Origin of the sequence: Massilia sp. IC2-476, from assembly GCF_020707295.1 — a bacterium.
In the GTDB taxonomy this organism is placed as follows: domain Bacteria; phylum Pseudomonadota; class Gammaproteobacteria; order Burkholderiales; family Burkholderiaceae_D; genus Telluria.
Genome location: NZ_JAJFER010000001.1, coordinates 887603 through 908711, shown reverse-complemented (window position 1 = coordinate 908711; position 21109 = coordinate 887603). Strand labels below are relative to the sequence as shown.

Sequence of the window (21109 nt, the reverse complement as noted above, 5' to 3'; positions counted from 1 at the left end):
CGTGCTGGACGCCACCGCGCACGCATTCGCGCTGCTGTTTTCCGGCGACGCGGCCTTGTGGCACATCGTCTGGGTCTCGCTCAAGACCAGCGTGCTCGGCCTGCTGCTGGCGGCCCCGCCCGCGATCCTGCTCGGCTACGCCATCGCCATGCACCGCTTCCCGGGACGGCGCCTGGCCATCTGGCTGGCCCAGGCCGCGCTGTCGCTGCCCACGGTCCTGATCGGCCTGCTGCTCTACCTGCTGCTGTCGCGCCGTGGTCCGCTGGGCGAACTCGAATGGCTGTTCTCGCAGCAGGGCGTGATCCTGGGCCAGATGGTGATCGGGCTGCCCGTGCTGCTCGCCTTTACGCTGGCCGCGGTGCAGGCGGCCGACCCGCGCTACGCCGAAACCGCCGTCTCGCTCGGCGCCTCGCGCTGGCGCGTGATGTGGACCGTTCTGCACGAGGCGCGCTACGGGGTGATGGCGGCCGTCATCAGCGGCTTCGGCCGGGTGATTTCGGAAGTCGGCTGCGCGCTGATGGTGGGCGGGAACATCGAAGGACAGACGCGCACCATCACCACCGCCATCGCGCTGGAGACCAGCAAGGGCGAGTTCGCGCAGGGGATCGCGCTGGGCATCGTGCTGGTGTCGCTGGCGCTCCTGATGAATGGCGCGCTGGTGCTGCTGCAGGGCGAAGCCCACACGGCGGGAGGCCGCTGGTGAAGCCCTTGCTCAGCGTGCAGGGGATGCGCAAGCGCCACGGCGAGCGCCTGCTGTTCGAGATCGAGCGGCTGGATATCTCGGCCGCCAGCGCCTATGTGCTGACCGGCGTGAACGGGGCAGGGAAGTCGACCCTGCTGCGCATGCTGGCGGGCCTGGAACGCTGCGAGGCCTGCACCGTGGAGTTCGAGGGGCGCGGCGTGCCGCTGTACCCGTATCCGCAATCGCTGCGGCGCGCCATCGGCTTCGTGCACCAGCACCCGATCCTGTTCTCGACCAGCGTCGCCCACAACATCGCCTACGGCCTGCTGGCGCGCGGCGAGAACCGGCGCGCGGTTGCGCCAGTGGTCGAGGAAGCCATGGAATGGGCCGGCGTGGCGCACCTGCGCGATACCGATCCGTCTCGCCTGTCGGGCGGCGAGAAGCAGCGCGTGGCGCTGGCGCGCGCCCGCGTGCTGCAACCGCGCCTGCTGCTGCTGGACGAGCCGACCGCCAACCTGGACGGACCGGCGCGCGAGCAGGTGATCGCCCTGATTCCCACCTTGCTCGATCGCGGCGGCAGCGTTGTGATGGCCTGCCACGACCGCGACCTGATCGGGCTGCCCGGCATTCAGCGCCTCAAGCTGCGCGACGGGCGGCTCGAGCTTCGCTGATTCAGAACTGGCGGGCGGCGGCGCCTGCGGCGGCGCGGAAGCCTTCCCACAGCATGTCGAGATCGGCGCGCAGGGCCTGCAGGCGCGGCGAGGCCTCTTGCGGCGGGGTGTCCATGAACAGCGAAAAGTCGTCCGTGCGTCCGAGCAGGGCGTCCAGGTCGGCGCGCAGGGCGTCGAGCTCCTCGCGAATGCTGTCCGAGTTGCGCAGGGCAGGGCTGCCGCCATCGAACAGGTGGCGGAACTCGTCGTGAAATTCTTCCGGGAGCTCGCCCAGCGCGCGGATCTTGCTGTTGGCGATGTTGCGCTCGAGGACCATGCGCAGGAAGCTGTCGCCGTCGAAGTCGCCGTTGTGGCGGGGGATCCAGCCCAGTTCCGTGTAGCAGCCGTGCACCCGGTCCAGGCAGGCCTCGATGCCGGCCAGGGTGGCAAGCGCGGGGCCGATACCGGTCTCCGACGTCCCAGTCAGCTGCCGGATCGCGTTGGCGGCGGCCCCGGCGGCGGACCAGTGGTCGAAGTACTCGGCCAACTGCCCGTTGCGCTTCTGGACGGCAGCCTTCAGCGTATCCTTGAAACCGGGCGTGTGGGCCGGCAGGTCCGCGAGTTGTTCATGCATCCCTTCTTCTCCCTGACTGTTTGCGGCGGCATACGGCCACACATCAGAATATTGTATACAGGAAATTGAAGGAAGGGTAAGCCCTTCATGAGGCCCGGTCAGTCGTGCTCGTCTGCGGCAGCGGGGCCGACGTGCGCATCGTCAGCGCCCACGCCGCCAGTACCAGGACAAGGGCAGCGCCGAAGCTCGTGCGCATGGCCGCGGCGATCGTCACCGGCGCTGTACCGCCATCCAGGCCCGCGGTGCGTGCGAACAGCATGCCCATCAGCGACGCGCCCGCCATCAGGCCCAGGTTGCGCGCCACGCCGATCATGCCTGACAGGGCGCCGCGCCGCTCCGGCGCGCAGGTCGCCATGAGCGCCGTGTTGTTCGCGGCCTGGAACAGCGCATAGCCGCCCGTGCAGACTGCCAGCGGCAGAACGTAGCCGGCAATGCCGCTACCACGGGGCAGCAGGGCGAGCAGGGCGCAGCCGGCCGCCATGCTGGCCAGGCCGGCGAGCATGGATGGCCGCGCGCCGAAGCGGTCCACCGCGCGGCCCGCCGGCACGCCGGCCAGCATCGCCGCCAGCGGACCGCAGGACATCGCCAGCCCGACGGCGGCGCTGCCCAGCCCGAGGCCGCCGGACAGGTAGAAGGGACCGACCACCAGCGTGGTCATCACGACGCTGGCCACCAGCAGGCCGGCGCCCAGGCCGCCCCAGGGCAGCGGGTCGCCCTGCGCCTGTGGCGCTCGCGCACGCATTCCCTGGCCGGTGGGCAGCCAGCGCCAGGCGATGCCGAACGCCAGCATAGCGAGCGGCGCCAGGGCCAGGAACAGTGCCGGCCAGCCGCCCCAGGCAAGCAGGATGCCGCCCAGGGTCGGGCCGAGCGCGGTGCCGGCGCCGGACATGGTGCCCAGCCAGCCCATCGCCGCCCCGGCGCGCCCTTCCGGCATCGCTTCGCCCACGAAGGGCAGGGCCAGCGCCATCATCGCCGCCGCGCCGCACCCCTGCAGCGCACGCGCCGCGACCAGCACAGGAAGCGAGGAAGCGAAGCCGCAGGCCAGCGAGGCCACGCCGAACAGCGCGATCCCGCCCAGCAGCAGGCGCCGCCGCCCGTAGCGGTCACCAAGGCGTCCCGCCACCACGGCCATGCCGGTCGTGGCGGCGAGGTAGGCCAGCACCACCCACTGCACCTGGGCATACGGGGCGCCAAAATCGCGCACCAACACCGGCAGGCCAACGTTGGCGATGCTGGTGCCGAGCGCCGGCAGCAGGGTGCACAGGCACAGGGCGGCCAGGGCCTGGCGCGTATGGCGGGGAAGGGATTGTAGGGCGGGCATTGAGGACTCCTGTTGGCGTTAGTCCTTAACCTTACGCCGCCGCAATGTATGGCGGAAGATGCATGGGTTGCAATCAATACCTGCACGCGACGCCATGTATTAGAATTGGCCGATGGACCACCCGGACTTCAACTTGCTGATCACGCTCGACGCGGTGCTGACCGAAGGCAGCGTCGCGGGCGCTGCGCGCCGCCTCGGCCTGAGCGCCTCGGCCATGAGCCGCGCCCTGGCGCGCCTGCGCGAAACCACCGGTGACCCGCTGCTGGTACGCGCCGGCCGTGGCCTGGTGCCGACGCCGCGCGCGCTCGAACTGCGCGAACCGGTGCACCGCCTGGTCGAGGAAGCTCAGGCCGCGCTGCGTCCCGCCGACGCCCTCGACCTGTCAAAGCTGGTGCGCACCTTTACGCTGCGCACGCGCGAAGGCTTCGTCGAGAACGTCGGCGCCGCGCTGCTGGCCAGGGTAGCTAGTGAAGCGCCGGGCGTGCGCCTGCACTTCGTGCAAAAGACCGACCGCGAAGGTGCGCTGCTGCGCGACGGGACGGTTGACCTGGAAACCGGCGTCGTCACCAGCACCACCAGTCCGGAGCTGCGCACCCGCGCCCTGTTCCCGGACCGCTTCGTCGGCGTGGTGCGCAAGGGCCACCCGCTGGCACGCGGCCGCATGACGCTGGCGCGCTATCTCGCGGCCGGGCACGTGAACGTGTCGCGGCGCGCTGCCGGCGCCCCGGTGGACGAGGCGCTGCGGGCCATCGGCGCCGAGCGCAGGATCGTCACGGCGACGGGCAGCTTCGCGGCAGCGCTGACGCTGGCGCGCGCCACCGATCTGGTGGCGACCGTGCCGGAACGCCAGACCGGCATCCTGCGCGATGGCATGCACAGCTTCGCGCTGCCGGTGGAGGTTGCGGGGATCACGGTGTCAATGCTGTGGCATCCACGCATGGATGGCGACGCGGCGCATCGCTGGCTGCGCGGCCTGGTGCTGGATACCTGTGCGGCGCTGCCTGTTTCACATTAAGATGGGACTATGGACAATCAATTGACGGCAGTTATCCTGGGTGACGAAACCATTCTGCTCGACGGGCACACGCTTGTCGGGAAGGACGAGATCGCCAATGCATTGGAACTGGCCCTGGAACAAGATCCGAACTTCGTTCTGGTCATCGGATCGAAACCGACTGAGCACTTCAAAGGGATCGGTACCCTCATCTATGCAAGCCAACGCGCCGGGGTGCCAGTGGAGAGCCTGCGATGGACCTTGGACAACGGTGACGTAGTGAGCTTTGACGAGTTGAAGTCCCGGAACTGAGACCTTCTAGGTCGCCTGCCGTCCCGCCTCATCCAGCGCCTGCCCGAGCGCGGACGCCATCGTCTCGTAAGGCACGGCGCCGCGCACCCCGAAGGCACGTTCCCATCCGGCGCCCGCCGGACGAAACACCATGATCGGCACCCCGGCCACGCCCAGCGAGTAGGCCAGCTGCTGGTCCTCGTGCACGGCCGCGGTATGGCGCCCGCTCGCCAGTACTTCGACCAGGCCCTGCCGCTCGAGCCCGATTTCAATGCCGATGTCGGCCAGCACGTCGGGATTCCCGATGTCGCGCCCATCCACGAAGAAGGCGCGGAACAGGGCTTCGTGCATGGCGTCGAAGCGTCCTAGTTCGCGGGCGTGGGCGACGGCTTCGAAGGCCAGGCGGCTGCGCGGCTGCACGGGCGGTAGCGTCAAGACCATGCCGCGCGCGGCCGCCATCGGATACACCGAGCGGTTCCAGGTGGTGTGCAGGTATTCGCCGTCCGGGTCGAGCGTCGGCTTGGGGGCGGGTCGCAATTCGAACGCGCGCCAGACCACCTCCACCTGCTCCGCATGCTCCTGCTGCAGGCGCTGGATGGGCGGCAGCTCGAGGTAGCAGAACGGGCAGACGTAATCGCTCCAGATGTCGATGCGGACGGGGGCTGTGGTATTCATCGCCCCATGCTACACCGTGGACGTACGGCGCCGCGCGCCATACGCCAGGACACCGGTCAGACCAGCTTGAGACGCGCCACCTTGCCGAGCGCCTCGCGCAGGCCCTGGGCGCCGGCGTCCGCGCTACCGGCCACCCAGCCGCGCGCGTAAGAGCCGTCGTGGGCGTGGCCGCCGTTCTCCAGCACCGGCAGCAACCTGCCTGCCACCGCCAGGTCGTTCAGGTGGCCGAGCCGATCCTGCAGCTGGGAGAGGCACTTGATGTAGGCCTTGACCTCTTTCTCGGGCAGCAGGTCGCGGAAGAACTCGGCCGCATAGCGCGCCTTCTTGGCCGCGATGCGCACCCGGTGACGGGCCGGTGCATCGTTCTCGTCGAGCGCCTCGATGCGCTTGCGCAGGCGCTTCTGCGCCTTGCGCACGAGCGGCACCAGGCCATCGAGAGCGTGCTGGTGCAGTGGATCGTCCTTCCCCAGGCCGGATGCCGGGCGCCACTGGCGACCGCGCAGCCAGCCATTCATGCGCAGCATGAGGTGGGTATAGCGCGGCGAATGCAGGGTTGGCAGCATGTTGCGGTGCAGGTTGCGGGCGTGTTCCCTGGCTGCTGCCTGCAGTGCTTCGGTGTGGATGCCGGAGATAGCGGGCAGGGTGCTGTCGGCCAGCACATCCCAGTCGCGCGTTGCGCCCAGTTCGCCGGACAGCCAGTCGAGTTCTTCCTGGAGCTCGGGCGGCAGGGGCGCCAGGTCGCGGAACATGTCGAGCAGGGCGCGCAGGCGGCGCAGGCCGACCCGCATCTGGTGCAGGCTTTCGGCACTGCGTGCCAGCACGCCGGGCACGTTGGATTCGATCTGCGCCATGCAGTTCAGCCCCATGCACTGCAGCGCTTCCTCCATGCGCATCTTGCGACCCAGGCGCACCGGCGTGGCCTTGACCGGAGGCGGGACTTCGTCCTGCAGCAGAGCGTAGCCGCGTGCGGCCTTGGAATCGTTGGCCACTTCCAGCGGGATGTCCTCGTGCAGGGCCAGCGCCAGCTCGAACAGCCGGGTGGGATTGCCGTGCTTGAGTTCCAGTTCCAGCTCACCGATCTCGGCATTGCGGCCGTTGCCGTTGGCGTCGATGCTGCCGCTGTCGAGCGCGCACTCGACCAGCTGGCCGCCGGGCAGGGCGATGTCCCAGGTGGTGCGGTGGGTGGTGTTGGTGAATACCGGCTGCAGCTGGCCGACGATCGCGGGCGAACGCAGGAGCTCGCGCAGACGCTGCGGCTTGACCTGGCGCGACAGGTCGGCCGGATCGGGCTGCGGGCCCTCCAGCGGCGATTCCCATTCGCCACGCTCGTGCAGCACGGGCGAGCCGGCGGATGCCGTCTTGACGGTCTGGATCCAGGCCTCGCCGTCGCGCCGCACGCGCAGCGTCAGGCCGCCGCGCCATAGGTCAAGTTCCGGGGTGTCGTAATAGGTGTCGAGAAGTTCGTGCTCGCGCGGCGCCGCAGTCGACAGTTCGGCGAGCAGGGGATGCTCGCGCATGCGCGCCACGTCGGCGGTCGCGAGCTTCAGTTTGAGTTCGGTTTCCATCGGATGTCCTTGCAATGTTCTCTCGAGCCCATCATACGCGGGCCCTGCCGGACAGCCGTCCGATTGTTACACCGGGGTGACATCGTAATACTCACGAAGCCTCGTGCCATCGCTGAAACGCACGAGGATCGGCAGGCGCCATGCAGATCCTCAGTCCAAGCTGGTCCATCTTTCGACAAGCTCAAAAAATGATTTTCAAGCGGGCTGGATTATCAAGCGCAGCGGCTCTGCATAGAATTGAAACCTCGTAATTCGACGCCAATCAGGCAATGAAACGCGAAACGAAGCAATTAATATCGAGGATAAGGAAAATGGAAATCGAATTCATCAACCGAAAAGTACTGGTGACCGGCTCCACCAGCGGCATTGGCTTTGCTGCCGCTCGAGGTTTCCTGGCTGCCGGAGCGGAAGTGGTCATCAATGGCAGGAGCCAGGCTGGCGTCGCATCGGCGCTCGAACGGCTGCAAGGGCTTCGAGCAAAAGCCAGTGGCTTTGCTGGAGACATGTCTGTCGAATCCCATGTGTCCACATTATTCCAGGCGCATCCGCATTTCGATATTGTCGTCAACAATGTCGGAATATATGGTCTCAAGGATTTCTTTGAAACGGATGACACGGAATGGAATCATTATTTCCAGACGAATGTCATGTCGGGTGTGCGCCTGGCACGACATTACGCTCAGAAGATGGTTTCGCAAGGGTGGGGCAGGATCGTTTTCATCTCATCTGAATCGGCCATTAATGTTCCCGCAGACATGATCCATTATGGCTTCACCAAGACGGCGCAATTGGCCGTGTCGCGCGGGCTCGCCAAGCGTCTGGCAGGAACCGGCGTGACGGTCAACGCGGTCTTGCCAGGGCCGACCCTGTCGGAGGGCGTCGCTGATCTCCTGAGGCCGGACGCTGAAAAGACCGGCACGAGTATCGAGGATGTCGCGGCCAACTTCATCGCCAATCATCGCAGCTCCTCCATCATCCGCAGGCCGGCGACCGTCGACGAAGTTGCGAACATGATTCTCTACATTAGTTCGGCTCAGGCCTCGGCCACTACCGGCAGCGCACTCAGGGTCGATGGCGGGGTGGTGGAGAACATTCTCTAGAACCAGCGTCCCCCTTTCCACGCCTCTCCTGATTTCCGCGTACCCGACCGCGAGCGACGACTCGCCAACTTCCGAAAGATAACCATGGCTACCTTTTCCACCCCAATCATCGAACAGCGCAGCACGACAAATCTCTTCGACGCAACCCGCAGCATCAGCGACGAGCAGATCTACGACCTGATCAAGCTTGCCACAACCGCGCCCACTTCCTTCAACCTGCAAAACTGGCGATTCATCGCCGTGCGGACTCACGAAGCGAAGGCCAGGCTGCGTGCGATCGGCTGGGATCAAGCGAAGATTACCGAAGCCGCGGTTACCTTTATCGTGATCGGGCAACTGGCTGATTACCGGACCATTCCTGCACGCCTGGCTCCCGTCGTCGAGGCAGGCATCATGCCGGCCAACATGGTGCCGGGTTGGGAAGGTGCCGCCAAAATGCTCTACGACGACAAGCCGCAAGTCCAACGGGACGAGGCGGTTCGCACCGCGACTTTTGGCGCGACTACGCTGATCCACGCGGCGCAGGCGGCCGGTCTCGGCTCAGCACCCATGATCGGTTTCGATGCGCCCGCCGTGGCACGGGAATTCGGACTCGATGAGAATGAGATCCCGGTGATGTTGCTGGCGGTCGGTTATGCACTCCCAGGCAATTGGCCACGCAAGCCGCGCCGTCCTCTTTCCGAGGTGCTGGAACTGGTCTGAATAAACGCTGCCCTGCATACTCGAGGACGTGCGGGGCAGTTTTCCTGCTCGGACCTCGAGAATGTGCGGCAACGCAAACAGTTACTGGCCAGGCTTTCCTTTGTCCGCGAGAACATCCGACAAGAACTGAACGAGCGCAGCAACGCGTCGGCTTTGTGGGTGCCCGGAGTAGACGGCATACAGGTCGACGGGCCCCGCGGAGAAGTCGCCCAGCACCCCCTCGAGCGCGCCGCTTGCCAACTCTTCCTGGATGTCTTGCTGGTTCTTGAAAATGACACCAGCTCCCTTGGTCGCCCATTCACGTAGCACGGCACCATCGCTTGCCTGTCGATCACCCCGCACTTTCACAGCGAAGTGCCTGTCGCGCTCACGGAATCCCCAGGTCGACAGCGGAGCACCGGGCCGGGCGAGGATCATGCAATTATGCTGCAGCAGATCATTCGGATGATCAGGACGTCCGTGTCGCTTCCAATAGCTGGGCGCCGCACAGACGATGCGCTTTCCGCGCCATAGCATGCGCGCCTGCAGGCTGGAATCCTCCAATGGCCCATATCGCAGGGCGAGATCGATCTGCCCATCGATAAGATTCACGGTGTTATCGCTCAAGAACAGACTGATGTGAACTTTGGGATGCTTGTCCTGGAATGCGTCGAGAATGGCACGCAATTGGGAGCGTCCGAAGTCATTCGTTGCGGTAACGCCTATCGGGCCCGTCAGTTCATCATCCTGGCGGATGCTTTGCAAGGCGGTGTCCCAATCCGTCAGGATCCGCTTCGCATCCACCAGCAGCATCTCGCCCTCATGCGTCAACGCGAGCCGTCGTGTCGATCGCGTTACGAGACGAGCTCCGAAGACCTGCTCGAGCTGGTTGACTGCCAAGCTTACTGTCGACGTAGCAACCTGCCTCTGCCGAGCCACGGCGGAAAAGCTGCCTTTTTCGGACACGTCGACGAAAAACCGGAGAGCGTCTAGATGGTCCATAAATGTATTTTTGGGAAAACCGCTACTGGACCAGTGTGTCGCTACGGTGCAGTCAAACCGGAACTGTATACAACTTATTGATTCACGCTTACATGAGAATCACATCGTACTGTTCCTGGTGATAACCCTTCTCCACCTGCAAGGAAATCCGCTTGCCGATGAAGTCGCCCAGCATGGCCAGGTGCTGCGATTCTTCTTCCAGGAACAGGTCGATCACTTCCTGCGACGCGACGATACGGAATTCGCGCGGGTTGAACTGCTTGGCTTCGCGCAGCAGTTCGCGCAGGATCTCGTAGCAGATCGTGCGCGAGGTTTTCACCTGGCCCTTGCCGCTGCAGGCGGGGCAGGGTTCGCACAGGATGTGCGCCAGCGATTCGCGCGTGCGCTTGCGGGTCATCTCGACCAGGCCGAGGGCCGAGAAGCCGCTCACCGAGACCTTGGTGCGGTCACGCGCCAGGGTCTTCTTGAGTTCCGCGAGCACGGCGTTGCGGTGCTCGTTGTTCTCCATGTCGATGAAGTCGAGGATGATGATGCCGCCCAGGTTGCGCAGCCGCAGCTGGCGCGCGATCGCGTGCGCCGCTTCCAGGTTGGTCTTGAAGATGGTATCGGCGAAGTTGCGTCCGCCGACGTAGCCGCCAGTGTTGACGTCGATGGTCGTCATCGCCTCGGTCTGGTCGACGATCAGGTAGCCGCCGCTCTTCAGGTCCACGCGCCGGCCCAGCGCGCGCAGGATCTCTTCCTCGACGCCGTACAAGTCGAACAGCGGGCGCTCGCCGGTGTAGTGGGTCAGGCGCGACAGCACGCTCGGGGTGTAGACCTGCGCGAACTCGACCAGCATGTTGTAGTTCTCGCGCGAATCGACCTGGATGGTCGCGGTTTCGTCGGTCACGAAGTCGCGCAGCACGCGCTGGGCCAGGTTCAGGTCCTGGTAGAGCAGGGAAGTGGGCGGGCGGGTGCGGGCGCCCTGCTGGATCGCGGCCCAGGTCTTGCGCAGGTAGTCGACGTCGGCCGCCAGGTCGGCGTCCGATGCTTCCTCGGCCTGGGTGCGCACGATGTAGCCGCCCTTTTCTTCCTTCGGCAGCAGGTTCGTCAGGCGGGTGCGCAGGTGTTCGCGGTCGGCTTCCTTTTCGATCTTCTGCGAGATGCCGATGTGCTGGTCCTGGGGCAGGTAGACCAGCATGCGGCCGGCGATCGAGATCTGGGTCGACAGGCGCGCGCCCTTGGTGCCGATCGGGTCCTTGATCACCTGCACGGTCAGCACCTGGCCGTCGAACAGCAGCTTTTCGATGGGGGTGGGGGCGGCCAGGGCGCCGTTCGGGCCTTCGTGGTTGCGCGCTTCCCAGATGTCGGCGACGTGCAGGAAGGCCGCGCGTTCCAGGCCGATGTCGATGAAGGCCGATTGCATGCCCGGCAGGACGCGCACGACCTTGCCGAGATAGACGTTCCCCGCCAACCCGCGCGTGAGGGTGCGCTCGATGTGCAGTTCCTGCACAGCGCCCTGCAGGATCAGCGCCACGCGCGTTTCCTGCGGGGTGATGTTGATGAGGATGTCTTCGTTCATGGCAACCGTGCGATATTGTTCAGGGTGCCATGATACACGGGCGGATGGATCCGGGGATGGTGGAAAGCCGGTTTCCGTAGGGTGGGCGGCTTGTCCGCCCACGCGGTGATCGTTCGCTGCGAGATCATCCGGCACGGAACCGCGGCCGCCGATAATCACCGCGTGGGCGGAATCCGCCCACTCTACACGTTATACCCAGCTTTACGGAGGAGAGTCGCGGTCTCGAACAGCGGCAGCCCCATGATCCCCGAATGGCTGCCCTCGATGTGCTCCACGAACAGCGCGGCAAGGCCCTGGATGCCGTAGCCGCCGGCCTTGTCGTAGGGTTCCGTCGTTGTGCAGTAGGCGCGGATCTGGGCCGGGGTCAGCTTGGCGAAGCGCACCGTGGACACCTGGGTGATCTGCTCGGCGATGCGTTCCGAATGCACCGCCACCGAGGTCAGCACCTCGTGCGTGCGTCCGGACAGGCGCTCCAGCATGGCGACCGCCTCGGCATTGTCGGTCGGCTTGCCGAGGATTTCGCCGTCGATGGTGACGGTGGTGTCCGCGGTCAGGACCGGGCGCAGCGGCTGGCGGCGCACCTGCAGCAGGTTCCAGGCGAACGCGCCTTTCTCCTTCGCGACCCTGGCCACGTAGTCACGCGGGTCTTCGCCCGTCAGCACGTCTTCGCTGACGTCGGCGCCGCGTGTCGGGTCGCTGCGCAGCATCAGCAGTTCGAATTCCACGCCGACCTGGCGCAGCAGTTCGCGCCTGCGTGGGCTTTTCGAGGCGAGGTAGATTTTCTTGTCGGTGAGTTTCATGGTGGGCGCGATGGGTCAGACGCGGTGGTACGGATGGTTCTGGGTGATCGACCAGGCACGGTACAGCTGTTCCGCCAGCATCACGCGCACGATACCGTGCGGCAGCGTCATGCTGGAGATGCGGATCATGCCTTCGGCGCGTGCCTTCAGTTCGGGATCGAGTCCGTCGGCGCCGCCGATCAGGAAGGCGGTGTCGCGCCCGTCCTGCTGCCATTGCTCCAGCATCTGCGACAGGCCCACACTCGTCAGGTCCTTGCCGCGCTCGTCCAGCGCGATGATGCGCACGCCTTTCGGCAGCACCGCTTCGATGCGCTCGCGCTCGAGCGACATCGCGGTGGCGGCGGTCTTGCTGCCGGAACGTTCGACCGGCTTGATTTCCTTGAGCACGATGCGCAGCTCGGGCGGCATGCGCTTCGTGTACTCGCCGAACCCGGATTCGATCCAGGCCGGCATCTTGTGCCCGACTGCGGCAATGATCAGTTGCATGAGCGTCGAAAGAGGCGGATTACTCTGCGGCCTTCTTCACGCGGCGGATCACCTTTTTCACCGGCTCGGCGTCCGCCGGGGCAGCTGCCTTCGGAGTGCGCTTCGGTGGCTTGGCCTTGGTGGCCTCGACGGCGGCGACCTCGCTCTTGCTCGGTGCGACCTTCACGGTCTTGCCGGTCGGGACCTTCTTGGCGGCCGGCTTCTTGGCGGCGGCGGTGGTCTTGGTGGCGGCGGCCTTGCGTGCGGCAGGCTTGCGCTCGTTGACCGGCTTGGCTTCCGGCTCGTCCTTGTTGGCGGCCAGGTGCTTCGACTTGGTCTTCGATTCGGCAGCTTCCGCCGCTTCCGGCGTCGACTTGCGCTTGGCCGCGCCCAGCTTGACCGGCTTCTCGCCCCAGATTTCTTCCAGGCGGTAGTACTGGCGGATGGCCGGCTGCATGATGTGGACGATCATGTCGCCCAGGTCGACCAGCACCCATTCACCGGTGTCTTCGCCTTCCATGCCGACCACGTCGCCGCCTGCTTCCTTGACCTTGTCGCGCACCGAGGCGGCCAGCGCCTTGGTCTGGCGGTTCGAGGTGCCCGAGACGACCGCGATGCGGTCGAACAGGCTGGTCAGGTGCGTCGTGTCGAACAGGACGATCTCCTGGCCCTTGACGTCTTCGAGGGCGTCAACGACGACGGTTTGCAGTTTCTTGATATCCATTAGCTTCTGTATAAGTTGTGTTGTTGAATATAGTCTAGCACTTGCGGGGGAAGCAGCGCGCTTGTGTCTTCCCCTGTGCGCAAGGCATTTCGTACTTGAGTGGCGGAAATATCTACCGCCAGCGTATGGGCCAGGCATACCTTGCCGTGCGGCGAGGCGCGCACCTGCGCAGGCGTCGCCAGCCGGCCTGCGAGCGCCGCAGCCACCACGGGCGGCAACCGGTCCTGGTCCAGCGCATAGCCAGGACGGGCCGCCACCCCTAGGTTGGCGAGCATGAACAGTTCTTCCCAATCGCGCCAGCTGTCGAGCTTTTGCAACTGGTCGGCGCCCATCACGAAGACGATCGAGGCCTCATCGCCGAGTTCCTGGCGCAGCGCGCGCAGGGTCTCGACCGTGTAGGTGGGGCTGGCGCGTTCGATCTCCTGCGAGTCGATCGTAACGGCGAACGGCTGTTCCCTGAACGCCAGCTCCAGCATCGCCACACGCTGCTCGTCGCTCGCTTGCAGGCTGCTCTTCTGCCACGGGCGGGCCGGCAGGATGCGCAGCTGGTCCGGATGCAGCAGGTCGGCAAACAGCGCGGCCAGCGCAACGTGGCCGTGGTGCACCGGGTCGAAGCTGCCACCCAGCAGGGCAATGCAGGGAATCACGATGCCAACCAGTCCCGGTGGACGAGGAAGTCCGTGTACAGGGCGGCTTCAGGACTGCCCGGTTCCGGATGCCAGTCGTAGCGCCATTTCACGATCGGCGGCATCGACATCAGGATCGCTTCGGTACGGCCGCCCGACTGCAGGCCGAACAGGGTGCCGCGGTCCCACACGAGGTTGAACTCGACGTAGCGTCCGCGCCGGTAGGCCTGGAAGTCGCGCTCGCGTTCGCCGTAGGGCGTGTCCTTGCGCGCCTGCAGGATCGGCAGGTAGGCAGCCAGGAAGCCGTCGCCGACCTTCTGGACCATCGCGAAGGAATCGTCGAAGCCGGTCTCGTTGAAGTCATCGAAGAAGATGCCGCCCACGCCGCGGGGTTCCTTGCGGTGCTTCAGGTAGAAGTACTCGTCGCACCACTTCTTGAAGCGCGGGTGCAGGTCCTCGCCATAGGGCGCCAGGGCGTCGTGGCAGACCTGGTGGAAGTGGCGCGCATCCTCGATGTTGCCGTAGTAGGGCGTCAGGTCCATGCCGCCGCCGAACCACCAGACCGGCTCCTTGCCTTCGGCGGTGGCTTCGAAGAAGCGCACGTTCATGTGCACGGTCGGCACGTAGGGGTTACGCGGATGCAGCACCAGCGACACGCCCATCGCTTCCCAGGCCCGGCCCGCCAGTTCCGGCCGCGCAGCCATGGCCGAGGGCGGCAGGCTTGCGCCGGTCACGTGCGAGAAGTTCACCCCGCCGCGCTCGAACACATTGCCTTCCTCGATCAGGCGCGAGATCCCGCCGCCACCTTCCGGCCGCTCCCAGGTATCGACCAGGAAGGGTTTGCCGTCGACGGCTTCCAGCGCGCCGACGATGCGGGACTGGAGTTCGAGCAGCCAGGTCTTGATGGCGGAAGGGTTGGGGGTGGTCATGCGTTTGGGTGGCTGTGGGCGAAAAATGGGCAGATTGTACACCTGGGCGTTGGGGTGTACTTATTCTTGTGGTGGAGAGTGGGGTTGGTGGCGTGCTGCTGAAATTGGATCCCGGCCTTCGCCGGGATGACGGTCTCTAGGCTAACGGTAAACTCAAACAACGTCGTTCCGGCGAAGGCCGGAACCCAATTTTGCACGCAGACACGAAGCGCTTACTTCACCCCACGCCACCCGATATCCCGCCGATACTGCGCCCCATTGAAGTGCACCTTCTCCACCGTCTCATACGCCTGCTTCTGCGCCATCTTGACGCTGTCGCCCAGCCCCACGACGCACAGCACGCGGCCGCCGTTGGTCTGCAGCGAACCGGCCACCAGCTGGGTGCCGGCGTGGAAGGTGACGCATTCCGGCGTTTCGGCCGGGATGCCGTCGATGACGTCGCCCTTGCGCGGGCTGTCCGGGTAGCCGGCGGCTGCCATGACGACGCCCACCGCGGTGCGGCGGTCCCATTCCAGTTCGACGGTGTCGAGGGCGCCGTTGCAGGCGTGCTCCAGCACCGTCACGAAGTCGCTCTTCAGGCGCGCCATGATCGGCTGGGTTTCCGGGTCGCCCATGCGGCAGTTGAATTCCAGCGTGCGCGGGTTGCCTTCGCTGTCGATCATCAGGCCGGCGTACAGGAAACCGGTGAAGACGATGCCGTCCTTGGCCATGCCCTGGATGGTCGGGTTGATGATCTCGCGCATCACGCGCGCATGCATGGACGGGGTCACGATCGGGGCAGGGGAGTAGGCGCCCATGCCGCCGGTGTTCGGGCCTTCGTCGTGGTCCTTCAGGCGCTTGTGGTCCTGGCTGGTCGCCAGCGGCAGCACGTTCTTGCCGTCGCACATGACGATGAAGCTGGCTTCTTCGCCCGCCAGGAATTCCTCGATCACGATGCGCGCGCCGGCGTCGCCGAAGGCGTTATCCGACAGCATGTGGTCGACCGCCGCGTGGGCCTCCTCCAGGGTCATCGCGACCACCACGCCCTTGCCGGCCGCCAGGCCGTCGGCCTTGATGACGATCGGGGCGCCGTTGGCGTCCACGTAGGCGTGGGCCTGGGCGGCATCCGAGAAGCTCTGGTACTTCGCGGTCGGGATGCCGTGGCGCTGCATGAAGGCCTTGGCGAAGTCCTTCGAGCTTTCCAGCTGCGCCGCCTCCCTGGTCGGCCCGAAGATCTTCAGGCCGCGCGCGCGGAACAGGTTGACGATGCCGGCGGCCAGCGGCGCTTCCGGACCTACCAGGGTCAGGGCCACGTTCTCCGCCACCACGAAGTCGGCCAGCGCGGCCGGGTCCGTGATCTCGACGTTCACCAGGCGCGCGTCGAGCGCGGTGCCGCCGTTGCCCGGTGCGACGAAGACGGTCTGGATACGTTCGGACTGGGCCAGTTTCCAGGACAGGGCATGTTCACGGCCACCGGAGCCGACGACGAGGATTTTCATAGGGTTTTACTCTTCGATGATCGCATTGGTGTAGACGTCCTGGACGTCGTCCAGGTTCTCCAGCGCGTCGAGGATCTTCTGCATCTTGACGGCGTCATCGCCGGTCAGCACAGTCTCATTGTCCGGCTTCATGATGACTTCCGACACCTCGGCCTTGAAGCCGGCCTTTTCCAGCGCTTCCTTCACGCCGGCATACGCGAACGGGTCGCACAGCACTTCGAAGCCGCCTTCTTCGTCGGCCACCACGTCGTCGGCGCCGGCTTCCAGCGCGGCTTCCATCAGCTTGTCTTCGTCCACGCCCGGCGCGAACTGGAACTGGCCGACGTGCTTGAACATGAAGGCGACCGAACCCTCGGTACCCATGTTGCCGCCGTACTTGTTGAAGGCGTGGCGCACCTCGGCCACGGTACGCACGCGGTTGTCGGTCAGGCAGTCGACGATGATCGCCGCGCCGCCGATGCCGTAGCCTTCGTAGCGGATTTCTTCGTAGTTGACGCCTTCCAGCTCGCCGGCGCCGCGCTGGATCGCACGCGTGACGTTATCCTTCGGCATGTTCGCGTCGGCTGCCTTCTCGACCGCCAGGCGCAGGCGCGGGTTCGAGTTGACGTCGCTGCCGCCCATGCGTGCGGCCACGGTGATCTCCTTGATCAGGCGCGTCCAGATCTTGCCGCGCTTGGCGTCGGTGGCGGCTTTCTTATGCTTGATGTTGGCCCATTTGCTGTGTCCAGCCATGTCGAGAATTCCCCAGTTGGTATGCAAGAGTGGGCGACATTTTAACATAGCCCCCTCCCGCAAATTCTCCAGGCATGCTCAATAACATGTCACGGAAACAACAAAAAGGTGCCCCAGGCCACCATGATCGCGCCGGCCACGCAGGCCGCCACCGCGCCTTCCTCGAGCCGCAATTCGAGCAGCGCCAGCAGCGCTACCGCGGCCACCACCACCGGGTTGCCCGGTCCCGCGCCCAGTAACAGCAGCACCAGCAGCCAGCAGCAGCCGAGGCAGGTCCGGCCATGCTCGGCACCCTGCCACAGGGCGCCCGTGCTACCTACGCGCCAGTCGACCAGCACCCCCGACAGCGGCGCGCGGCAGTGCTGCAGGCAGGCGTGCTTGGCCGGGGTCCACTGCCAGGCGCCGGCGGCGACCAGGCCCAGGCCCAGGGCCGGGTGGCGCGCCGAGAAAGCGCTATCGAGCAGGCCGGCGTCGTGCAGCGCCCAGTGCAGCAGGGTCACCAGCGCCGCGAAGCCGGTCCAGGCCAGCAGGCAGCCGAGCGCGAACACGCCGGTGCTGAGGCGCGGCCAGCGCACCGCGGCGCGGCGGCGTGCCACGCGCAGGTAGACGAACACGCCGCCGGCGGCGGCCGGCAGCATCAGCGCCACGCACAGCCCGGTCCACATTGCGAACAACAGCATCAGCTCGGCGTCGCGCAGCGGCGCCGGCAGGGGCGGGAGGGATGCGCGGCCCGCCGTGGCGCGCAGCGCGGCCGCCCCCTGGAAGGCGAACCAGGCCCAGCAGGCGCAGGCGAGCAGGACCAGCCAGGCCAGGCCCAGCGCGAGCGGCCGGGAGGGACGTTCATCGATGCCGGACAGGCTCATCGGAGACTCCCGTGATGCCCGGGTCGGGGCGGGACATGCACGGTACTTGCGGCCGCACGGGGCCGCCTGTGGCGATGACTTGACGGGTTCGGCATTGGGTCTCTCCTCGGTATGCTTGTGGACGTGCGTTGTTCGACCGTACGGCGGCGGCCGCGTTCTGGGCCGCTGCTCAGTCCACCTCCAGCGAAGCCGGCTGAACACTCGTACAATCGTTGGATGAACCAAAGCACTCCCGCCCATCCTGCTGCTCCTTTACCACGTGCAGCCCTCGTCGCCGGCCTGGCCATTGCCGTCGCCGGCGCCGTCCTGTTTTCCACAAAGGCTGTCGTCGCCAAACTGCTGTATCGCTACCACATCGATGCAGTTACTTTGATCGCGTTCAGGATGCTGTTCTCGCTTCCGGTGTTCGCGGCGGTGGCGATCTGGAAAATGCGGACCCAGCCGCCGCTGTCGAATGGGGACCGCTGGCGCATCGTCGTGCTGGGCCTGCTCGGCTACTACCTGTCGAGCTACCTCGACTTCCTCGGGCTGCAGCACATCTCGGTCGGGCTCGAGCGCCTGATCCTGTTCCTGACCCCGACCTTCGTCCTGCTCGCCAACATGGTGATCTTCAAACGCCGCATTGGCGTGGCCGAATGGGCTGCGCTTGGCCTGGCCTATGCCGGCATCGTGCTGGTGTTCGTGCATGACTTGGCGGACGGTTCGGGCAGTACCATCCTCGGCTCGCTGCTGGTGCTGGGCTCGGCCATCTCCTATGCCGTTTACCTGCTCGGCACCGGCGAGATGGTGCGCCGCATCGGCTCCCTGCGCCTGGTGGCCTACGCCATGTGCGTGTCGAGCGCGGCCTGCATCGGCCAGTTCTTCCTGCTGCGCCCGGCGAGCATGCTGGTGCAGCTGGCCGGGGTTTACTGGCTCTCGCTGGTGAATGGGGTATTCTGTACGATCTTCCCCGTGTTCATGACCATGGCCGCGGTCCAGCGCATCGGCGCCGCGACCGCCTCGCAGGCCGGGATGATCGGCCCGGTGTCGACGCTGTTCCTCGGTGCGCTGATCCTGGGCGAACCGGTGACCGGCGTGCAGCTGGCCGGAACAAGCCTGGTACTGGTGGGGATCTATTTGCTCTCGCTGAAAAAATGACGCCAATGACCAAGCCAAGGATTGCGCTCATCGCGCACGACAAAAAGAAAGACGACATGATCGCCCTCGCCGGCGAGTACCGGGACTTCCTCAAGGGCTGCACCCTGTCCGCCACCGGCACGACCGGCGGGCGCCTGGCCAACGAGCTGGGGCTCGTCGTCGAGCGCAAGCATTCGGGGCCGGTGGGCGGCGACCTGCAGATCGGCGCCCAGCTGGTGGAGGGCGGGATCGACTGCGTGATCTTCCTGCGCGACCCGATGACCCCGCAGCCGCACGAACCCGACATCAACGCCCTGGTGCGCGCCTGCGACGTGCACAACGTCGCCTGCGCGACCAATGTCTCGACCGCGCGCCTGGTGCTGTCGCAGTTGATGCAGGCGCAATCCTGAAGGAATCCAAACCATGGTAAAAGCCATCCGCATCGCCGCGCTGGGCGGCCCCGAAGTACTCGAGTACGTGGACGTCGAGGTCGGCGATCCCGGCCCCGGCGAAGCCCGCGTGCGCCACCACGCGATCGGCCTGAACTACATCGACACTTATTACCGCAGTGGCCTGTACAAGATGGCGCTGCCCTCAGGCCTGGGCCAGGAAGGCGCCGGCGTGGTGGAAGCGGTGGGCGAGGGCGTGACCCACGTCCAGCCGGGCGACCGCGTCGTCTACGCCGGCGGCCCGGCGGGCGCTTATAGCGAAGTGCGCGTGATGCCGTCGAATAATCTGGTGCGCCTGCCGGAATCGATCTCCTTCGAGACGGGCGCCGCCATGATGCTGCAGGGGCTGACGGTGCAGTACCTGTTCCGCCAGACCTATGCGCTGCAGCCGGGCCAGACCATCCTGTTCCATGCGGCGGCCGGTGGGGTCGGGCTGATCGCCTGCCAGTGGGCCAAGGCCATGGGCGTGAACCTGATCGGCACCGTCGGTTCCGAAGAAAAGGCGGCGCTGGCGCGCGCCCACGGCGCCGCCCACGTCATCAACTACAACACCGAGGATGTGGTGCAGCGCGTGCTGGAAATCACGAATGGCGCGAAAGTGCCGGTGGTGTACGACTCGGTCGGCAAGGACACCTTCATCCGCTCGCTCGACTGCCTGCAGCCGCGCGGCCTGATGGTCAGCTTCGGCAATGCCTCCGGCGCGGTGCCGCCCTTTGCACTCAGTGAGCTGGCTTCGCGCGGCTCGCTGTACATCACGCGTCCAACCCTGTTCGCGTATGCGTCCGATCGCGAAAAGCTGGAAGCCATGGCGGCGGACCTGTTCGACATGGTGGAGAGCGGCAAGGTGAAGATCGAAGTCAACCAGCGCTTCCAGCTGCTTGATGCCGCCGAGGCGCACCGCGCGCTCGAAGGCCGCCGCACCACCGGCTCCACGGTGCTGCTGCCATGAGCGCGCCGCAGGACGACGACGGCGCGCCGAAGTTCGGGCGCCTGCTGATTGTGCTGGCCTTTGCGCTGGTGCTGGTCGTGGCCCTCACCTTCGGGTCGGAGGCCTACTTCCGCTAAGAGACGGGGCGGCCCGGCGGGCCGGCCCTGGTTTCTCGAAAACCGGCTTTCGGTTTTTGCCCTTCCTGCCGGCAGGCGGCTTTCCTAGAATTCCTGGACCGACCAACCACCAGGAGCCCGGATTGCTTGCCTTGCTGACCACCATGACCGCCTTCTCGCTCTCGATGTCCCTGTCGCCGGGACCGGTGAACATGGCGATCGCTTCTTCCGGCGCCAGTCATGGCGTGCGCCGCACCCTTCCTTTCGTCACCGGCGCCACGCTCGGATTCACAGTGCTCCTGCTGGCCGTCGGCCTGGCGCTGCGCTGGATCACTGAGGGCATAGCGGCGCTGATGCCTTACCTGAGCTGCGGCGGCGCGCTGTTCATCGCGTACATCGGCTGGAAAATCGCGGGCTCCGATGCCGGCCTGGATGGAGGATCGGAAGGCGCGCCCAGCTTCCTGCAAGGCTGGCTGCTGCAATGGCTGAACCCGAAGGCCTGGATCGCCTGCGCTTCCGGCGCGGCCCTGTTCTCGGACCCGGCGGCGCCCGGCCGCTTCCTGCTGTTCGCCGGGATCTACTTCGCCATCTGCTACCTGTCGCTGGGGGCCTGGGCGGTGCTCGGCCAACAGGTGTCCTTGGTCCTGAACAGCCGCCGGCGAGTCCGCCTGTTCAACCTGGCCATGGGCACGATGCTGATCGGATGCGCGCTGTATCTGGGCCTGCC

General features: G+C 66.0%; 23 protein-coding genes and 1 pseudogene. 10 read left to right on the top strand and 14 right to left on the bottom strand.

The annotated features are described in order from the left end of the window. The first annotated feature begins 1 nt into the window (after position 1). The gene (locus LK539_RS04105) at positions 2 to 703 is read left to right on the top strand and encodes an ABC transporter permease (protein WP_227799627.1); all 702 of its coding nucleotides are present in this window, start codon (positions 2 to 4) and stop codon (positions 701 to 703) included. Continuing rightward, the gene (locus tag LK539_RS04100) at positions 700 to 1353 is read left to right on the top strand and encodes an ATP-binding cassette domain-containing protein (RefSeq protein WP_227799626.1); all 654 of its coding nucleotides are present in this window, start codon (positions 700 to 702) and stop codon (positions 1351 to 1353) included. Before LK539_RS04105 ends, LK539_RS04100 begins: the two co-directional genes overlap by 4 nt. Before the next feature lies 1 nt (position 1354). Here the strand turns inward: LK539_RS04100 and LK539_RS04095 are convergent, their stop codons facing one another. Together LK539_RS04095 and LK539_RS04090 are read right to left on the bottom strand one after the other, a co-directional pair. Then, positions 1355 to 1966, bottom strand: coding sequence for a hypothetical protein (locus tag LK539_RS04095; RefSeq protein WP_227799625.1), 612 nt, complete (start codon positions 1964 to 1966; stop codon positions 1355 to 1357). An 85-nt stretch (positions 1967 to 2051) separates the two neighbouring features. After that, a complete protein-coding gene (locus LK539_RS04090) occupies positions 2052 to 3287 on the bottom strand; it encodes an MFS transporter (RefSeq protein WP_227799624.1) in 1236 nt (411 codons plus the stop codon). Positions 3288 to 3399: 112 nt separating this feature from the next. Between LK539_RS04090 and LK539_RS04085 the strand changes: the two genes are divergently transcribed. Next, a complete protein-coding gene (locus LK539_RS04085; RefSeq protein WP_227799623.1) occupies positions 3400 to 4302 on the top strand; it encodes a LysR family transcriptional regulator in 903 nt (300 codons plus the stop codon). A 9-nt stretch (positions 4303 to 4311) separates the two neighbouring features. Next, the gene (locus LK539_RS04080) at positions 4312 to 4593 is read left to right on the top strand and encodes a hypothetical protein (protein WP_227799622.1); all 282 of its coding nucleotides are present in this window, start codon (positions 4312 to 4314) and stop codon (positions 4591 to 4593) included. A gap of 6 nt (positions 4594 to 4599) precedes the next feature. Here LK539_RS04080 and LK539_RS04075 read toward each other — a convergent pair whose 3' ends face one another. After that, complete coding sequence (locus tag LK539_RS04075; RefSeq protein ID WP_227799621.1) at positions 4600 to 5247, bottom strand: DsbA family protein; 648 nt, start codon at positions 5245 to 5247, stop codon at positions 4600 to 4602. Positions 5248 to 5303: 56 nt separating this feature from the next. Then, on the bottom strand, positions 5304 to 6812 hold the full coding sequence (locus tag LK539_RS04070; protein WP_227799620.1) for a CYTH and CHAD domain-containing protein: 1509 nt from the start codon (positions 6810 to 6812) through the stop codon (positions 5304 to 5306). Between the two features lie 311 nt (positions 6813 to 7123). Between LK539_RS04070 and LK539_RS04065 the strand changes: the two genes are divergently transcribed. Together LK539_RS04065 and LK539_RS04060 are read left to right on the top strand one after the other, a co-directional pair. Continuing rightward, a complete protein-coding gene (locus tag LK539_RS04065) occupies positions 7124 to 7912 on the top strand; it encodes an SDR family NAD(P)-dependent oxidoreductase (RefSeq protein ID WP_227799619.1) in 789 nt (262 codons plus the stop codon). Positions 7913 to 7996: 84 nt separating this feature from the next. Beyond that, complete coding sequence (locus LK539_RS04060) at positions 7997 to 8614, top strand: nitroreductase family protein (RefSeq protein ID WP_227799618.1); 618 nt, start codon at positions 7997 to 7999, stop codon at positions 8612 to 8614. 81 nt (positions 8615 to 8695) lie between these two features. Here LK539_RS04060 and LK539_RS04055 read toward each other — a convergent pair whose 3' ends face one another. The 10 genes from LK539_RS04055 to LK539_RS04010 all read right to left on the bottom strand — a co-directional run bounded on the left by LK539_RS04055 (position 8696) and on the right by LK539_RS04010 (position 17773). Further along, entirely contained in the window at positions 8696 to 9595 is a 900-nt protein-coding gene (locus LK539_RS04055) for a LysR family transcriptional regulator (protein ID WP_227799617.1), read from the bottom strand. Between the two features lie 88 nt (positions 9596 to 9683). After that, entirely contained in the window at positions 9684 to 11156 is a 1473-nt protein-coding gene (gene rng / locus LK539_RS04050) for a ribonuclease G (protein WP_227799616.1), read from the bottom strand. Positions 11157 to 11338: 182 nt separating this feature from the next. Then, positions 11339 to 11956, bottom strand: coding sequence for a nucleoside triphosphate pyrophosphatase (locus LK539_RS04045; protein WP_227799615.1), 618 nt, complete (start codon positions 11954 to 11956; stop codon positions 11339 to 11341). A gap of 15 nt (positions 11957 to 11971) precedes the next feature. Further along, positions 11972 to 12442 carry a 23S rRNA (pseudouridine(1915)-N(3))-methyltransferase RlmH gene (gene rlmH / locus LK539_RS04040; RefSeq protein ID WP_227799614.1) on the bottom strand — a complete coding sequence of 157 codons (471 nt, stop codon included), beginning with the start codon at positions 12440 to 12442 and terminating at the stop codon, positions 11972 to 11974. 19 nt (positions 12443 to 12461) lie between these two features. Beyond that, a complete protein-coding gene (rsfS, locus tag LK539_RS04035) occupies positions 12462 to 13145 on the bottom strand; it encodes a ribosome silencing factor (RefSeq protein WP_227799613.1) in 684 nt (227 codons plus the stop codon). Further along, complete coding sequence (locus LK539_RS04030) at positions 13145 to 13792, bottom strand: nicotinate-nucleotide adenylyltransferase (RefSeq protein ID WP_227799612.1); 648 nt, start codon at positions 13790 to 13792, stop codon at positions 13145 to 13147. Before LK539_RS04030 ends, rsfS begins: the two co-directional genes overlap by 1 nt. After that, positions 13789 to 14700, bottom strand: a complete 912-nt coding sequence (gene hemF / locus LK539_RS04025; RefSeq protein WP_227799611.1) for an oxygen-dependent coproporphyrinogen oxidase — start codon at positions 14698 to 14700, stop codon at positions 13789 to 13791. The genes LK539_RS04030 and hemF overlap by 4 nt, the downstream gene beginning before the upstream one ends. Before the next feature lie 212 nt (positions 14701 to 14912). Next, positions 14913 to 16178, bottom strand: coding sequence for a phosphoribosylamine--glycine ligase (gene purD, locus LK539_RS04020; protein ID WP_227799610.1), 1266 nt, complete (start codon positions 16176 to 16178; stop codon positions 14913 to 14915). A gap of 6 nt (positions 16179 to 16184) precedes the next feature. Then, positions 16185 to 16910, bottom strand: coding sequence for a YebC/PmpR family DNA-binding transcriptional regulator (locus LK539_RS04015; protein WP_227799609.1), 726 nt, complete (start codon positions 16908 to 16910; stop codon positions 16185 to 16187). An 89-nt stretch (positions 16911 to 16999) separates the two neighbouring features. Next, complete coding sequence (locus LK539_RS04010; RefSeq protein ID WP_227799608.1) at positions 17000 to 17773, bottom strand: DUF2182 domain-containing protein; 774 nt, start codon at positions 17771 to 17773, stop codon at positions 17000 to 17002. 216 nt (positions 17774 to 17989) lie between these two features. Here LK539_RS04010 and LK539_RS04005 point away from each other — a divergent pair, with 216 nt between their 5' ends. The 4 genes and pseudogenes from LK539_RS04005 to LK539_RS03990 all read left to right on the top strand — a co-directional run. Continuing rightward, positions 17990 to 18910, top strand: a complete 921-nt coding sequence (locus tag LK539_RS04005) for a DMT family transporter (RefSeq protein ID WP_227799607.1) — start codon at positions 17990 to 17992, stop codon at positions 18908 to 18910. Next, positions 18907 to 19299, top strand: coding sequence for a methylglyoxal synthase (locus tag LK539_RS04000; RefSeq protein WP_373889509.1), 393 nt, complete (start codon positions 18907 to 18909; stop codon positions 19297 to 19299). Before LK539_RS04005 ends, LK539_RS04000 begins: the two co-directional genes overlap by 4 nt. A 13-nt stretch (positions 19300 to 19312) precedes the next feature. Beyond that, positions 19313 to 20287, top strand: a complete 975-nt coding sequence (locus LK539_RS03995; protein WP_227799605.1) for a quinone oxidoreductase — start codon at positions 19313 to 19315, stop codon at positions 20285 to 20287. 259 nt (positions 20288 to 20546) lie between these two features. Next, positions 20547 to 21092: pseudogene (locus LK539_RS03990) on the top strand (LysE family translocator); the annotation flags it as partial. Positions 21093 to 21109 lie beyond the last annotated feature (17 nt).